The following is a 14030-nucleotide window of genomic DNA, read 5'->3' as shown; positions in this document are numbered from 1 at the left end:
GCTACGAGTCCACCACGCGGCCGCAGGCCCGAGGCTGCGGATCGATCAGGCGGCCGCAGGCCCGAGGCTACGAGTCCACCACGCGGCCGCAGGCCCGAGGCTGCGGATCGATCAGGCGGCCGCAGGCCCGAGGCTACGAGTCCACCACGCGGCCGCAGGCCCGGGGCTACGGGTCGATCAGGCGGCCGTGCCGGTCGACCGTGTCGTGGGCGATCCGGCGGACCGCCCCGGCCACCATCGCCGCCACCAGCCGGGCGCCCTCCTCGGCGTGGGCACCGGTCGGGTCGCCGAGCACCCCGGTGGGCGAGACCGCGAGCACCCCGCGGTCGACGAGTTCGGGCAGCACGGTGGCCAGCGGCCGGGTGTCGCCGACGACGGCGGCGTCCATCCGTACCTGCTCGGGTGCCAGGTGCAGCATCACCGAGGTCTCGGTGCGGCCGGCGTGCGCGTCACCGCCCGGGACCTCGCAGCCGGCCCAGGCGACGTCATGGCCTTCGGCGCGCATCCGGGTGACGGCGGCGGCGAGGGTCCGGGTGTTGCCGCCGTGGCCGTTGACGAAGACCACCCGGCCGGCCCACAGCGACAGCGACCGCACGGTCTCCACCAGCACCGCGAGCAGCGCCTCGTGCCCGATCGAGATCGTGCCCGGGAAACCGGCGTGTTCGCCGCTCGCACCGTAGGCCAGGACCGGCGCGACTCGGGGCGGACCGCCCGGCCCGGCCGGGAGCGCCTCGGCCACCCGCTCCGCCACGGCGACCGCGACGGCGCTGTCCGTGTGCAGCGGCAGATGCGGGCCGTGCTGTTCCGTCGACCCGACGGGCACCAGGACCAGCGCGCCGACGGGAACGTCCGGCCAGGCGGTGCGCGCCAGGTCGCGTTCCGTCGGCAGTCGTGTCGGCAGGTCGCCTTGGGCCGGGGGCCGCAGAGGGGGCTCGGCCACCGGCTCGAACCGTCCGCCGTCGCCCATCGGGCCTCCCCGCGCTTCCCGACCGGAGATTCAGTGACCTGAGGATTCAGTGACATCCGGTGCCGAAATGATGCGTGTGCCAAACTAATGGCACTCGGTGCCGAAAGGAAGAGGCGTGACTCCCACCCCACCCGTGCGCGCCGGCGGCCCCGCTCCGCGGATCGGGCGCAGGCCGTCGACCTCGCGCGCCGAACTCGAGCACCACGCGCTGGAACTGTTCGCCGCGCGCGGCTTCGAGCGGACCACCGTCGGGGACATCGCGGCCGCGGCCGGAATCGGACGGCGCACGTTCTTCCGGTACTACGGCTCCAAGAACGACGTGGTGTGGGGCGACTTCGACGGCGAACTCGACCGTATGCGCGCCTGGTTCGCCGCCTGTCCGTCCGCCACCCCTCTCATGGAGGCGCTGCGCGGGGCGATCGTGGCGTTCAACCGTCTCGAGCCCGGCCAGGTCTCCCGGCACCGGCAGCGCATGGCGCTGATCCTCACCGTGCCGGAGCTCCAGGCGCACTCCACGCTGCGTTACGCCGCCTGGCGTGCCGTGGTCGCCGAGTTCGCCGCCCGGCGGCTGGGGCAGCCGGCCGACGCGCTGATGCCCCAGGTCGTCGCCCACACCGCGCTGGGCGCCGCGCTCGCCGCGTACGGGCACTGGCTGCGCGAGGAGGGCTCCGATCTGGAACAGCTCCTGGACGAGGCCCTGGGCCATGTGGCCGCCGGCTTCCGCACCGGCCCCGGCGACGGCCGTCGCCCTTGAACGTCCGGCCCCGGAGCCGGTGGAGGGCGGCGTCGCAGGCCGATGCCCGAGGACGTGCTCGCGGCGGCCGCGTTCCCTCTCCAGGCCGGATTTCGATGATCCTGGATCCCACTTCCGCCGTTCCGCATCGAATCTCCCGCATGCTCGTGACACAGGAAGCGACTTAAGTCTACCGTCGGACAAAAGTCCCGCCCTGGCTATGCTTTACCCGGTGACACCGGCGTCACGACACGAGGGGATGCGGAGTTGACCATCGACGCGGCAGGCGCGGGCGCGCTTCTGGCGATCCTGCGCAACGGACAGGCGCGGACCCGCACGGAACTGATGCAGCTCACGGGTCTCGCCCGGTCCACGGTGACCCAGCGGCTCGACGCCCTCCTCGGCCATCGGTGGATCGTGCCGACGGGCGACGCCATCTCCTCGGGCGGAAGGCCAGCGGTGTCCTTCACCTTCAACGCCGGGGCGAGGGTCGTCCTCGCCGCCGATCTGGGCGCGACGCACGCCCGGCTCGCCGTGACCGACCTGGCCACCCGGGTGCTGGCCGAACGCGGCCAGGACATGGCCATCACCCAGGGCCCGGAACGCGTTCTGGAGTGGCTGGTCACGGAGTTCGAGAGCCTCCTGGCGGAGGCCGGGCACACGCTCGCCGACGTGTGCGGCATCGGCATCGGCCTGCCCGGGCCGGTCGAGCACTCGACGGGCCGTCCGGTCAACCCGCCGATCATGCCCGGCTGGGACGGCTTCGACGTACCGGGATGGCTCGGACCGCGGCTCGGGGCCCCGGTGCTCGTGGACAACGACGTCAACATCATGGCCCTCGGCGAACACTGGGCGGTCGGTCCCGAGGTCGCCCACCAGCTCTTCGTGAAGGTCGGCACCGGGATCGGCTGCGGCATCATCACCGAGCACCGCCTTCACCGCGGCGCCCAGGGAGCCGCCGGCGACATCGGCCACATCCAGGTCACCACGGCGCCCGACCGTGCCTGCCGCTGCGGCAACACCGGCTGCCTGGAGGCCGTCGCGGGCGGCGCGGCGCTCGCCGGGCAACTGCGCGCGGCGGGCGAGGACACGGCCGACGGCCGGGACGTGGTCGCCCTGGTCCGGACGGGCAACCCCGCCGCCATCCAGATGATCCGCCAGGCCGGCCGGGACATCGGAGACGTGCTGGCATCACTGGTGAACTTCTTCAACCCCGACACCATCGTCATCGGCGGCGACCTCTCCGACGCCGGTGAGCACCTGCTGGCCGGTGTCCGCGAGCTCATCTACAGCCGTTCCCTGCCCCTCGCCACACAGCATCTGACCGTCCGCGTCCGCCAACTCGGCGACCGGGCCGGTGTGATCGGCGCGTCCGTCATGGTCATCGAGCACGTCCTCAGCCCCACGGCGGTCGACCGCGCGGTCGCGGGCGAGTAGGTCACCCGGCTCCACTCTGCGCCACACCTGCAGCGCGCTGCCCGTCAGTTCGGGGACGGCGCGCCTCAACTCATGCCCGGATACGCGCACTTGAACGCACGCGAGCCACCCGCCGCACCGCGCCCCCACCGCCACCCCGCCGCCCCACCGCAACTCCGCGCCACCCCCGACACCCCGTCACATCGGTCCCCCGACAGGACTTTGTCTCAGAAAAATCAGAAGTAGCGAATACTTGCTACCTAAGTTCTTCCCTCACCCACAAGGCACTGCTAGCTTCCACCGCAGCAAGCACCGAAGGCCGGATCCAGTCGGCGAGAGGGTGGAGGCGAGGCGTATGACGGCACGACCCGGCAGCGTCCCTCACGACCCCCGGCGCCGCGTATCCACGCCCACGCGCCTCAACAACCCCTCCTCGTGCGCACCTTGACCCCGTATCACCACGGAACCGAGGGACCACCCATGCCGTCACCGTCCCCTGACACTCCGACAGCCGACTCCCCCGTCCCACTGCTCAGGATGGCCGGGATCACCAAGTCCTTCCCCGGCGTCCGCGCCCTGTCCGGCGTCGATCTGACGGTCGTCGGGGGCGAGGTGCACTGTCTCCTCGGCCAGAACGGCGCGGGCAAGTCCACGCTCATCAAGGTCCTGGCCGGCGCCCATCAGCCCGACAGCGGAGAGATCGTCTGGCAGGGGCGGCCCGCCCGGCTGAAGTCCCCCATCGACGCCATGCGTCTCGGCGTCGCGACCATCTACCAGGAGCTCGATCTCGTCGAGCACCTCTCCGTGGCCGAGAACGTCGGCCTCGGTCACGAGCCGACCCGCGCCGGATTCCTCGTCCGCACGGGGGTGGCCCGCCGGCGCGCGGCCTCACTGCTGCACCGGCTCGGCCACGACGAGATCGACCCGGCCGTCCCCGTCGCCGAACTCTCCTCCGCGCAACGGCAGATCGTCTCCATGGCGCGTGCGCTGTCCCGCGACGCCCGGCTGATCGTGATGGACGAGCCGTCGGCCGCTCTGGACCCGGACGAGGTGAGCAACCTCTTCCGTGTCGTGCGCACCCTGACGGGCGACGGCGTCGCGGTCGTCTACATCTCCCACCGGCTGGAGGAGATCCGTACCATCGGCGACCGCGTGACCGTCCTCAAGGACGGCCGGTCCGTCGCCGACGCGCTGCCGGCCCGGTCCACACCCACCCGTGACATCGTCACGCTGATGACGGGCCGCTCCGTGGAGCGTGTCTTCCCCTCCTCGCGCACGGCCGGCCCGGTCGACTCCGGGGCGCCGCACGTGCTGAAGGTGGAAGGGCTCGGCCGCACGGGGGAGTTCGAGCCGCTGGACCTGGAAGTCGGCGCCGGGGAGATCGTCGGGCTGGCCGGACTGGTGGGGTCCGGCCGGTCCGAGATCCTGGAGACGGTCTACGGGGCCCGTCGGCCCACGTCGGGCCGGGTGCTCGTGGACGGCCGGGAGGTGCGGCCCGGGAACGTCCGGGCGGCGGTGCGCGCGGGTATCGGCCTGGCGCCCGAGGAGCGCAAGGCCCAGGCCCTGCTGATGCTGGAGCCGGTCACGCGCAATGTCTCCCTCTCCACGCTCGGCCGCTTCTCCCGGCTCGGCTGGATCGACCGGTCCGCGGAGCGCGTCTCGGCCCGGCGGGCCACCCGGGACCTGGCCCTGCGGCCGGACAGTCCGGAGACCCTGGTCAGGAACCTCTCCGGCGGCAACCAGCAGAAGGCCGTCCTGGCCCGCTGGCTGCTGCGGGGGTGCCGTGTCCTGCTTCTGGACGAGCCCACCCGCGGTGTGGACATCGGGGCCCGCGTCGAGCTCTACGCGCTGATCAGGCGACTGGCCGACGACGGGCTCGCCGTTCTCGTGGTCTCCAGCGAGATCCCCGAGGTGCTCGGCCTCGCCGACCGCGTCCTGGTGCTCCGCGAGGGCCATGTCGTCCACCGCGCTCCCGCGGGCGACCTGGACGAACACCGCGTACTCGATCTCGTACTGGAAGGGAACCACGCATCATGACGCAGTCAGCGGCCGTACCCGCGGCCGAGAAGCCCGCGCCCGCCGCGCCGCCGCCGCGCGCCCTCGCGCCCGGCCTGCGGTGGGACGTCCGTACCCTGTCGCTGCTCGGTGTGCTGGCGATCCTGGTGCTCGTCGGCGGTGCCACCAAGCCGGACGAGTTCCTCGCCCTCAGCAACCTCCAACTGGTGCTCACCCAGGCGTCGGTGATCGGCGTGGTCACGGTCGGCATGACGCTGGTCATCATCAGCGGCGGCATCGACCTGTCGGTCGGCGCGATCGTGGCGCTCGCCTCGGTGTGGGCCACGACGGTGGCGACCCAGGAATTCGGCTTCGGCGGCGTCCTGTTCACCGCGCTCCTGGTGGGTGTGGGCTGCGGCCTGGTGAACGGGGTGCTGATCGCCTACGGCCGGCTGGTCCCGTTCATCGCCACCCTCGCCATGTTCGCCTCGGCCCGCGGTCTCGCGCTCCAGATCACCGACGGGCGCACGCAGATCGTCACGATCCCCGGCATCCTCGACCTCGGCGAGAAGGACGCGTACGTCCTCGGTGTGCCGCCTCTGGTCATCGTGTTCGCGGTGGTCGTCGTCCTCGGCTGGCTGCTGCTCAACCGCACGACGTTCGGCCGGCGCACCGTCGCCATCGGCGGCAACCCGGAGGCCGCGCGGCTCGCCGGCATCGACGTCCGCCGCCAGCGGCTGTACCTGTACCTGCTGTCCGGGCTGTGCTGCGGCATCGCCGCGTTCCTGCTGATCGTGCTGGCCGGCTCCGGTCAGAACACCAACGGCAACCTCTACGAACTCGACGCCATCGCCGCCGCGATCATCGGCGGAACCCTCCTCAGCGGCGGCCGGGGCACCATCACCGGCTCCGTCCTCGGCGTCCTGATCTTCACCACCATCACCAACATCTTCGCGCTCAACAACCTCCAGAGCGCGACCCAGCAGATCGCCAAGGGCGCGATCATCGTCGCCGCCGTTCTCGTCCAACGCCGCTCCGCCCACGAGTGACGCGCCAGTCAAGGAGACACCACCATGGCACTGCAAGTGGACCCCATCCGCAGAAGGCTGCTCCTCGGTTCGGCCGCCGTGTCGGCCGGCGCGCTGCTCACGGCGTGCACCTCCAACGACACCGGCTCGAAGGGCACTTCGGCCGAACAGGCGCCCGTCGCCGACGACAGGCCCGGCAAGCACGTCACCATAGGCTTCGCCGGCCCGCAGGCCGACCACGGCTGGCTCAACGCCATCAACGTCAACGCCCGTGAGCGCGCGAAGAAGTACCAGGACGTCACGCTGGAGATCACCGAGGGCTCCAACGACACGGCCGTGCAGATCGGCCAGATCGAGACACTCATCAACAAGAAGGTCGACGTGCTGGTGATCCTGCCGGCCGACGGCAAGGCACTCACCCAGGTCGGGCTCCAGGCCGTACGCTCCGGCATCCCCGTCGTCAACCTGGACCGGATCTTCAACTCCCCGCAGGCGTACCGCTGCTGGATCGGCGGCGACAACTACGGCATGGGCCTCAACGCCGGGCACTACATCGGCGAGAAGCTCAAGGACAAGCCGAACGCGCGGGTCGTCGAACTCGCGGGCATGGACACCCTGGAGCTGACCAAGCAGCGCACCCAGGGCTTCGACGACGCGCTGAAGAACTACCCGAACATCAGGAAGGTGGCCCGGCAGGCGGCCGAGTTCACCGTCGAGACCGGCCAGGCGAAGATGGCCGCCCTGCTCCAGGCCAACAAGCAGTTCGACGCGCTGTGGAACCACGACGACGACCAGGGCGTGGGCGCGCTGCGGGCCATCGAACAGGCGGGGCGGGACGACTTCTTCATGGTCGGCGGCGCGGGCGCGCTCTCCGCGTTCCAGGCGATCAAGGCCGACGACAGCGTCCTGAAGGCGACCGTCCTGTACCCGCCGACCATGGCCGCCTCGGCGGTCGACCTGGCGCGGGCGCTCGGCCAGGGCAAGGGGATCGGCGGCATGGCGGAGTCCGAGATCCCGACCTCCGTCACCCTCTACTCGGCGGCCGTCGACAAGTCCAACGTCGACCGCTACATGGCGACCGGGTTCAACTGAGCCGCTCCCGCCTGCCGGCCCCGACCAACGCCGAGGGCCGGGGCCGGCCCGCGGTTGCGCGCCCGCCCCGGCCACGTCAAGGAGGACACGCGTACATGGAAACAGCGCACGAGGAAGCCCCGGGCAGGGGATCCACCGCCGTCCGCAAGCCGGATCTCGGCATCGGCATGGTCGGCTACGCCTTCATGGGCGCCGCGCACTCACAGGGCTGGCGCACGGCGGGCCGGGTCTTCGACCTGCCGCTCGCGCCGCGGCTGACCGCGGTGTGCGGGCGCGACGGGCGGGCGGTACGGGCTGCCGCGGACCGGCTGGGCTGGGCGTCCTGCGAGACCGACTGGCGGAAGCTGATCGCACGCGAGGACATCGGCCTCGTCGACATCTGCACCCCCGGCGAGAGCCACGCGGAGATCGCCGTCGCCGCGCTCGACGCCGGCAAGCACGTCCTGTGCGAGAAGCCGCTGGCCAACACGGTCGAGGAGGCAGAGGCCATGGTCGCCGCGGCGGCGCGCAACCCGGGCCGGATCGCCATGGTCGGCTTCAACTACCGCCGTACGCCCGCCGTCTCACTGGCCCGGTCCGTCATCGCGGCCGGCCGGCTCGGTGCGCTCCGGCACATCCGCCTGGCCTACCTGCAGGACTGGCTCGTCGACCCCGAGTTCCCGCTGACCTGGCGGCTGCGGCGGGAGGCGGCCGGGTCGGGCGCGCTGGGGGACCTGGGCTCGCACCTCGTCGACCTCGCCCAGTTCCTGGCCGGGGAGCCGCTGGCAGGTGTCACCGCGGTCACCGAGACCTTCGTGGCCGAGCGCCCCCTGCCGGCCGACGCCACGACGGGCACTCCGGCGGGGCCCGGCCGCGGCCGGGTCACCGTCGACGACGCCGCCGTGTTCACCGGCCGCTTCCCGTCCGGCACCCTCGCCTCCTTCGAGGCCACCCGTTTCGCCGGCGGCCGCAAGAACGCGCTGCGGTTCGAGGTCAACGGCGAACACGGCTCCCTCTGCTTCGACTTCGAGCACCTGAACGAACTGCACTTCTTCGACGGCACCGGGCCCGCCACCGAGGCCGGTTTCCGCCGGATCCTGGTGACCGAGCCCGACCATCCCTACCTCTCCGGCTGGTGGCCGCCCGGCCATGGACTCGGCTACGAGCACACCTTCGTCCACCAGGCCCGCGACCTCGTGCACGCCGTCGCCGACGCCGCCACGCCCGCCCCGTCCTTCGCCGACGGCCTCCAGGTGCAGCGCGTGCTCGCCGCCGTCCAGGAGAGCGCGTCCAAGGACAGCGTCTACACCCTCGTCTCCCCCTCCGGCCTCGGCGAAGGACGTACGTCATGACCCATCGCTTCACCCTGTTCACGGGCCAGTGGGCGGACCTGCCGCTGGAGGAGGTCTGCCGGATCGCCCGCGACGCCGGGTTCGACGGGCTGGAACTCGCCTGCTGGGGCGACCACTTCGAGGTCGACAAGGCACTCGCCGACCCCGGCTATCTGGACTCCCGGCGCCAGCTCCTGGAGAAGTACGGCCTTCAGTGCTGGGCCGTCTCCAACCATCTGGTGGGCCAGGCCGTCTGCGACGCGATCATCGACGAGCGGCACCGGGCGATCCTCCCGGCCGAGGTCTGGGGCGACGGCGACCCCGAGGGCGTACGGCGGCGGGCCGCCACCAGGATGGAGGACACCGCCCGCGCGGCCGCCGCGTTCGGCGTGAACACCGTGATCGGGTTCACCGGTTCGGCGATCTGGCATCTGGTCGCCATGTTCCCGCCCGTCACCGAGGCCATGGTAGAGCGCGGCTACCAGGACTTCGCCGACCGCTGGAACCCCGTCCTCGACGTCTTCGACGCGGAGGGCGTCCGCTTCGCCCACGAGGTCCACCCCGGCGAGATCGCCTACGACTACTGGACCACCGACCGCGCACTGCGCGCCGTCGACCACCGCGCGGCCTTCGGCCTCAACTTCGACCCCTCGCATTTCGTCTGGCAGGACATCGACCCGGCGGGCTTCCTCTACGACTTCCGCGACCGCGTCTACCACGTCGACTGCAAGGAGGCCCGCACCCGCCTCGACGGGCGCGGTGGCCGCCTCGGCTCCCACCTGCCCTGGGGAGACCCCCGGCGCGGCTGGGACTTCGTCTCGGCCGGCCACGGCGACGTCCGCTGGGAGGACGTCTTCCGCATGCTCCGCTCCATCGGCTACGGCGGCCCGGTCTCCGTCGAGTGGGAGGACGCCGGAATGGACCGCCTGCACGGCGCGCCCGAGGCTCTGGCCCGGCTGAAGGAGTACGACTTCTCTCCCCCGTCGGCCTCCTTCGACGCGGCCTTCGGGGGAGGCCGCTGAGCCGGCCGCCCGACGGGACGGGGCGCCCGACGGCCCCCGGCCGCCGTGTCGTCAGCGGCTCAGCGCGTCCTCCCCCGCGGCTTCAGCGGCGTCACCGGCAGCGCGGGGGCCGGAACGGGGTCGCCGTCGTACCCCTTCACCTCGCCGAACCTCGTCCCTTCCATCCAGTCCTCGCGCGCCTGGACGATCTCCTCCTGGGACCGTCCGATCCAGTTCCAGAACATGATCAGCTCCTCCTCGAACGGCTCACCGCCGAGGAGCATCAGACCGGCGTCGGAGGCGGCGCGCAGGGGGAGTTCGGTGCGGCCGCAGCCGAGGTAGAGCATGGAACCGGGCAGGACGGGGACGCCGTCGACATGGGCCTCGCCGGACATCGACAGCACGGCGTACTCGAAGTCCGGGTCGAGGGGCAGCCGGACGTCGGCGCCGCCGGTGAGGGCGAGGTCGGCGCCGACGATCGGGGTGTAGGCCGTGCCGGGTGAGACGGCCCCGTCCAGGGAGCCGAGGACGAGCGTGGCGCGCAGGCCCGGTGCGGTCACCACGGGCAGTTCGGCGTGGTGCTCGAAGTGCGGGTCGGTGTGCCGGTGGCTGTCGGGCAGGGCGACCCACAGCTGGGCGCCGTGCAGGAGGCGGGCGTGCGGGCGGGGGCTCTCCTCCGAGTGGCTGATCGCCCGGCCGGAGGTCATCAGGCCCAGTTCGCGCGGGCGGATGGTCTGGAGGCTGCCGGTGGAGTCGCGGTGCAGCACCTCGCCCTCGTGCAGCCAGCTCACGGTCTGAAGGCCCATATGCGGGTGCGGGGGCACCTGCATACCGGGCTCGTCGGCGATGTCGTCGGGGCCGTAGTGGTCGACGAAGCACCAGGCGCCGACCATCCGGCGGCCCAGGTTCGGCAGCAGCCTGCGGACCTCGGACGATTCGCCGAGCCTGACGGTGCGGGGGCTGAGGAGTTCGCGTACGGGTTCCGCCACCACGAAGCCGCGGCCACCGCACACGGCGGGAACCGCCTCGCGGTCGAGATTGCTCATGCCGGACAACCTAGCCCCGCCGGGACCCTTCCGTCAGTGAGTCGTCCGGGCGACGGAGGGGCTTCGACCAGAAATAGTAGCCATGGATATAATAGCCATGTACTGTATTCGGTATGAGCAACGGTTCCGAGGGCGCGACGCCCGGATTCCTGGTCTGGCGGCTGTCCATGAAGTGGCGCACCGCGGTCGACCGCGCGGTGGCCCCGCTCGGACTCACCCACGCCCAGTACTCGCTGGTCGCCTCGCTGTACGGCATGCACCGCGGCGGTGACCAGCCGAGTCAGCGGCAGCTCGCCGACCACACCGGACTCGAACCGCTGTACGTGTCCAAGCTGGCGCGCTCCCTGGAGAGCGCCGGGCTGGTGCGGCGCGAACGCGACCCGCGCGACCCGCGCGCGGTCCGGCTCTCGCTCACCGAACAGGGGCACGAGACCACCCGCGCCGCCGTCGAGGTCGTGCACGCCCTGCTGGAGCAACTCCTCGCCCCGCTGGGCGGACTGGACGGCGAACGCGCCCGGCGGCTCGGCCACGACCTCGCCGCCCTGCTCGACGCACCGCTCGATCCACCCCGGCCGACCGGGATCCACGAGAACAGGCAGGAGCAGTCATGACCACCACCGCAGCCCCCTCCGTCGACCCCCGCGTCATCGGGCTCGCCCACTACGCCGGACGGGCCGTGCTCGAACACGTCCTCGACCGCCACGGCGCCACCTTCCAGCAGCAGATCACGCTGCGTCTGATCGTCACCGCCGAGGCGCCCGTCGAACGGGCCGTCCTCGCCGGGCAGGTGACGGCGTCCCTGAAGATCCCCGAGGCGGAGGTCCTCGCCGTCGTCGACGGGCTGGTCGAGCGCGGCCTGGCCGCCGCGGAGGGCACCGCCGTCCTGGCGACGGACGCCGGGCGCGAGCTGTACGCCACGACGACCGCGGAGACCGCCCCGGTCTCCGCACGGATCTACGCCGGGATACCGGCCGGGGACCTCGCCGTCGCGGGCCGCGTGCTGACCCTGATCACCGAGCGCGCCGACGCGGAACTGGCCGCCCTGAAGGCGGGCACGAAGTAGCCGCCCGGACGAAGCGGTCCCGCCGTGACGGGCCGACGCCGTGACGGGCACGCCGAAGGGCCCGGCATCCCCCCGGATGCCGGGCCCTTCGTCCTGGCGGCCGCGGCTGTCACGCCCGTGCGGCCGTGTCCATCCCGTGGCGCCGCCTCCCCCGCCGGTACGCGAACTCCCCCAGGGTCACGTCCACAGCTATGAAGAGGGCCAGCGGAATGCCGAACAGCGGTAGGAAGTAGCCGAGGACGGCGACGACGGCCAGCAGCGGCACCAGGATCTGCGGCGGCACCTGGGCCCACGCCCCGCGCGGCAGGGGCCTGCCGAAGGCGGAGCCGCGGCCGCGCTTCCACCACATCCAGTAGCCGAGCACGATCAGCGCGGCCAGGACGAGCGCGAGGCCCATCAGCAGGATCTGGTTGGCGAGCCCGAACAGCGTGCCGGTGTGGAAGTCGATGCCCCAGCGGGTGAGTTTGGCCAGGAAGGGATAGTCGTCGAAGCGCAGGACGTCGATCACCCGCCCGTTCGCCGGGTCGACGGCGACCGAGTCCTGCTTCACGGGCCAGGTGCGCTGGATCTGCTTGACGACGTACGCCGAGGACGCGTCGGCCGGCGGGACGATCTCCACCGGGTCGCCGAGGCCCTCGGCCCGGGCGGCGGCGAGGACCCGGTCGAGGCCGACGTCGACGCCGGTGCCGCCCGCCGTGTCCCCGCCCTGCCCGGCCCCGCCCCCGTGCCCGGCGTGGTCCCCGCTGGCCGCGGCGGAGAGCGAGGGCGTGGAGTGGCCCACGGCCGTGCGCAGTTCGTCGATGCTTGCGCCCGCGTGGGCGGACCAGGTCAGGCCGGTCGCGGAGAGGAACAGGAAGCCGACCGCGGCCCAGGCGCCGAGGGTGCCGTGCAGGCCCAGCGCGCGGCGGCGGCCGGTCGTGCCGCGCAGCCGGCGCCGGGCCCGGGTCCGCGAGAACCACAGCACGAGCCCGGCGCCCGCCACGACCCACAGCCAGCTCGCCGAGAGCTCGCTGTACAGGCGGCCGTTCTCGCCGAGGAACAGATCGCGGTGGAGTACGTCGATCCAGGTGCGCAGCGGCAGCGCGCCGGTGGAGCCGTACTGCTCCAGGGACCCGCGCACCTCGCCGGTGTACGGGTCGACGAACACGGCGAGCTTGTGCTCCTCGTCCACACCCGGGACCCCGGACAGCAGCACCCGTGTACTGGCGTCGTCCTGCGGCGAGGGCCGTACGGCGGCGACGGCGCCCTCGGGATGCGCCTCGAGGGCGGCGGCCACCTGCCGGGCGAGGGGCAGTCTGGTGTCGCCCACGGAGACGGTCGTCCGGTCGGCGTAGAGGATCTTCTCTGCCTCGAACGAGGCGGCGTAGAGGAAGCCGGTCAGGGCGGAGACGAGCAGGAAGGGTGCGACGAGCAGGCCGGCGTAGAAGTGCAGGCGCAGCGTCAGGGGACGCAGGGTCGCCCAACCGCGCGGCTGGGCGGGCGGGTTGGCGCGCGGTGGGGCCTCGTCCACGGCGGGCGAGGGAGCGGTGGTCATCGGTGGGTCTCTCCGTGGCTGGGTGAACGGTTCCGTCGGCCGTTCCGGTCCAGGGGTCGGGAGAACGGAGGGGTGAGTTCCCTGCGTGCGAGGTGACCTGCACCACAGGGCCGGCGCGGGAGGTGACAGGTGTCAGGTTCGGGTGTCAGGCGTCTGACCGGGCGTGACATGCTGGCCGGATGACAACTCCCGCCGCAGGCGCACCTCTTGCCGAGCAGGTCGAACAACTCCTCTCACAGGACGGTCCGTTGACCATCGTCCCGGCGGGCGAACCGGTGCTCCGGCAGGGCGTCGAGCCGTACGACGGGCAGTTGGGCCCGGCGTTGCTGGGGCGGCTCGTCGCGGCGATGCGGGTGGCCATGCGGGCGGCGCCGGGGGTGGGGCTCGCGGCGCCTCAGGTGGGTGTGCCGCTGCGGATCGCCGTGATGGAGGACCCGGCGACCGTGCCGGAGGAGGTGCGGCTGGCCCGGGGGCGGGTGCCGCAGCCGTTCCGGGTGCTGGTGAACCCCTCGTACGAGGCGGTCGGTTCCGCGCGTGCGGCGTTCTACGAGGGCTGTCTGAGTGTGCCGGGCTGGCAGGCGGTGGTGGCGCGGCCGGTGATGGTCCGGCTGACCGGTGCGGACGAGGACGGGCGGGCGTTGGACGAGGTGTTCACGGGGTGGCCCGCGCGGATCGTCCAGCACGAGACGGATCATCTCGACGGGACGCTGTATCTCGACCGTGCGGAGTTGCGGTCGTTGGCGTCCGCGCGGGCGATGGCGGAGCGGTGGGGTGCGGCTACGCCGGTTGTCGCGGCTCGGGAGTTGGGGTTCGAGTTGCCGTGACGCGTCTGCGGGGTTGGCGGG

Annotated in this window: 13 protein-coding genes; 10 read left to right on the top strand and 3 right to left on the bottom strand. The window is 72.4% G+C overall.

The window, feature by feature from the left end; all coding sequences use genetic code 11:
• Nucleotides 1-166 precede the first annotated feature (166 nt).
• Nucleotides 167-967 (bottom strand): mycofactocin biosynthesis peptidyl-dipeptidase MftE, encoded by an 801-nt coding sequence (gene mftE, locus ACFYR0_RS08235; RefSeq protein ID WP_389323196.1) that lies wholly within the window; start codon nucleotides 965-967, stop codon nucleotides 167-169.
• 115 nt (nucleotides 968-1082) lie between these two features.
• Here mftE and mftR point away from each other — a divergent pair, with 115 nt between their 5' ends.
• The 7 genes from mftR to ACFYR0_RS08200 all read left to right on the top strand — a co-directional run bounded on the left by mftR (nucleotide 1083) and on the right by ACFYR0_RS08200 (nucleotide 9563).
• Nucleotides 1083-1721 (top strand): mycofactocin system transcriptional regulator, encoded by a 639-nt coding sequence (gene mftR / locus ACFYR0_RS08230; protein WP_389323193.1) that lies wholly within the window; start codon nucleotides 1083-1085, stop codon nucleotides 1719-1721.
• 246 nt (nucleotides 1722-1967) lie between these two features.
• Nucleotides 1968-3137, top strand: coding sequence for an ROK family protein (locus ACFYR0_RS08225; RefSeq protein ID WP_389323190.1), 1170 nt, complete (start codon nucleotides 1968-1970; stop codon nucleotides 3135-3137).
• Nucleotides 3138-3596: 459 nt separating this feature from the next.
• Nucleotides 3597-5153 carry a sugar ABC transporter ATP-binding protein gene (locus ACFYR0_RS08220; protein ID WP_389323187.1) on the top strand — a complete coding sequence of 519 codons (1557 nt, stop codon included), beginning with the start codon at nucleotides 3597-3599 and terminating at the stop codon, nucleotides 5151-5153.
• Entirely contained in the window at nucleotides 5150-6160 is a 1011-nt protein-coding gene (locus tag ACFYR0_RS08215) for an ABC transporter permease (RefSeq protein ID WP_389323183.1), read from the top strand. The genes ACFYR0_RS08220 and ACFYR0_RS08215 overlap by 4 nt, the downstream gene beginning before the upstream one ends.
• Before the next feature lie 24 nt (nucleotides 6161-6184).
• Nucleotides 6185-7231 carry a substrate-binding domain-containing protein gene (locus tag ACFYR0_RS08210; RefSeq protein WP_389323180.1) on the top strand — a complete coding sequence of 349 codons (1047 nt, stop codon included), beginning with the start codon at nucleotides 6185-6187 and terminating at the stop codon, nucleotides 7229-7231.
• A 95-nt stretch (nucleotides 7232-7326) separates the two neighbouring features.
• Nucleotides 7327-8562, top strand: a complete 1236-nt coding sequence (locus ACFYR0_RS08205; protein WP_389323177.1) for a Gfo/Idh/MocA family protein — start codon at nucleotides 7327-7329, stop codon at nucleotides 8560-8562.
• A complete protein-coding gene (locus tag ACFYR0_RS08200) occupies nucleotides 8559-9563 on the top strand; it encodes a sugar phosphate isomerase/epimerase family protein (RefSeq protein WP_389323174.1) in 1005 nt (334 codons plus the stop codon). Before ACFYR0_RS08205 ends, ACFYR0_RS08200 begins: the two co-directional genes overlap by 4 nt.
• A 59-nt stretch (nucleotides 9564-9622) precedes the next feature.
• Here ACFYR0_RS08200 and ACFYR0_RS08195 read toward each other — a convergent pair whose 3' ends face one another.
• Nucleotides 9623-10588 (bottom strand): pirin family protein, encoded by a 966-nt coding sequence (locus ACFYR0_RS08195; protein WP_389323171.1) that lies wholly within the window; start codon nucleotides 10586-10588, stop codon nucleotides 9623-9625.
• A gap of 113 nt (nucleotides 10589-10701) precedes the next feature.
• Here ACFYR0_RS08195 and ACFYR0_RS08190 point away from each other — a divergent pair, with 113 nt between their 5' ends.
• Nucleotides 10702-11199, top strand: a complete 498-nt coding sequence (locus ACFYR0_RS08190) for a MarR family winged helix-turn-helix transcriptional regulator (RefSeq protein WP_389323168.1) — start codon at nucleotides 10702-10704, stop codon at nucleotides 11197-11199.
• Entirely contained in the window at nucleotides 11196-11651 is a 456-nt protein-coding gene (locus ACFYR0_RS08185) for a MarR family transcriptional regulator (RefSeq protein ID WP_389323166.1), read from the top strand. Before ACFYR0_RS08190 ends, ACFYR0_RS08185 begins: the two co-directional genes overlap by 4 nt.
• A gap of 109 nt (nucleotides 11652-11760) precedes the next feature.
• Here ACFYR0_RS08185 and ACFYR0_RS08180 read toward each other — a convergent pair whose 3' ends face one another.
• Nucleotides 11761-13185, bottom strand: coding sequence for a PepSY-associated TM helix domain-containing protein (locus ACFYR0_RS08180; protein ID WP_389323163.1), 1425 nt, complete (start codon nucleotides 13183-13185; stop codon nucleotides 11761-11763).
• A gap of 179 nt (nucleotides 13186-13364) precedes the next feature.
• Between ACFYR0_RS08180 and ACFYR0_RS08175 the strand changes: the two genes are divergently transcribed.
• On the top strand, nucleotides 13365-14009 hold the full coding sequence (locus tag ACFYR0_RS08175) for a peptide deformylase (protein ID WP_389323160.1): 645 nt from the start codon (nucleotides 13365-13367) through the stop codon (nucleotides 14007-14009).
• Nucleotides 14010-14030: the final 21 nt, after the last annotated feature.

Source organism: Streptomyces sp. NPDC005017, from assembly GCF_042873115.1.
Lineage (GTDB): Bacteria > Actinomycetota > Actinomycetes > Streptomycetales > Streptomycetaceae > Streptomyces.
Note: the sequence above shows the minus strand (reverse complement) of the source record. Positions and strands in the feature narration are given on the sequence as shown.

Excerpts from the sequence above, each read along its gene's own strand:
- ACFYR0_RS08195 (WP_389323171.1), bottom strand. The coding sequence starts at position 10,588 with ATGAGCAATCTCGACCGCGAGGCGGTTCCCGCCGTGTGCGGTGGCCGC.
- ACFYR0_RS08180 (WP_389323163.1), bottom strand. The coding sequence starts at position 13,185 with ATGACCACCGCTCCCTCGCCCGCCGTGGACGAGGCCCCACCGCGCGCC.
- ACFYR0_RS08200 (WP_389323174.1), top strand. The coding sequence starts at position 8,559 with ATGACCCATCGCTTCACCCTGTTCACGGGCCAGTGGGCGGACCTGCCG.
- ACFYR0_RS08175 (WP_389323160.1), top strand. The coding sequence starts at position 13,365 with ATGACAACTCCCGCCGCAGGCGCACCTCTTGCCGAGCAGGTCGAACAA.
- mftE (WP_389323196.1), bottom strand. The coding sequence starts at position 967 with ATGGGCGACGGCGGACGGTTCGAGCCGGTGGCCGAGCCCCCTCTGCGG.
- ACFYR0_RS08220 (WP_389323187.1), top strand. The coding sequence starts at position 3,597 with ATGCCGTCACCGTCCCCTGACACTCCGACAGCCGACTCCCCCGTCCCA.
- ACFYR0_RS08205 (WP_389323177.1), top strand. The coding sequence starts at position 7,327 with ATGGAAACAGCGCACGAGGAAGCCCCGGGCAGGGGATCCACCGCCGTC.
- ACFYR0_RS08210 (WP_389323180.1), top strand. The coding sequence starts at position 6,185 with ATGGCACTGCAAGTGGACCCCATCCGCAGAAGGCTGCTCCTCGGTTCG.
- ACFYR0_RS08215 (WP_389323183.1), top strand. The coding sequence starts at position 5,150 with ATGACGCAGTCAGCGGCCGTACCCGCGGCCGAGAAGCCCGCGCCCGCC.
- ACFYR0_RS08190 (WP_389323168.1), top strand. The coding sequence starts at position 10,702 with ATGAGCAACGGTTCCGAGGGCGCGACGCCCGGATTCCTGGTCTGGCGG.
- ACFYR0_RS08185 (WP_389323166.1), top strand. The coding sequence starts at position 11,196 with ATGACCACCACCGCAGCCCCCTCCGTCGACCCCCGCGTCATCGGGCTC.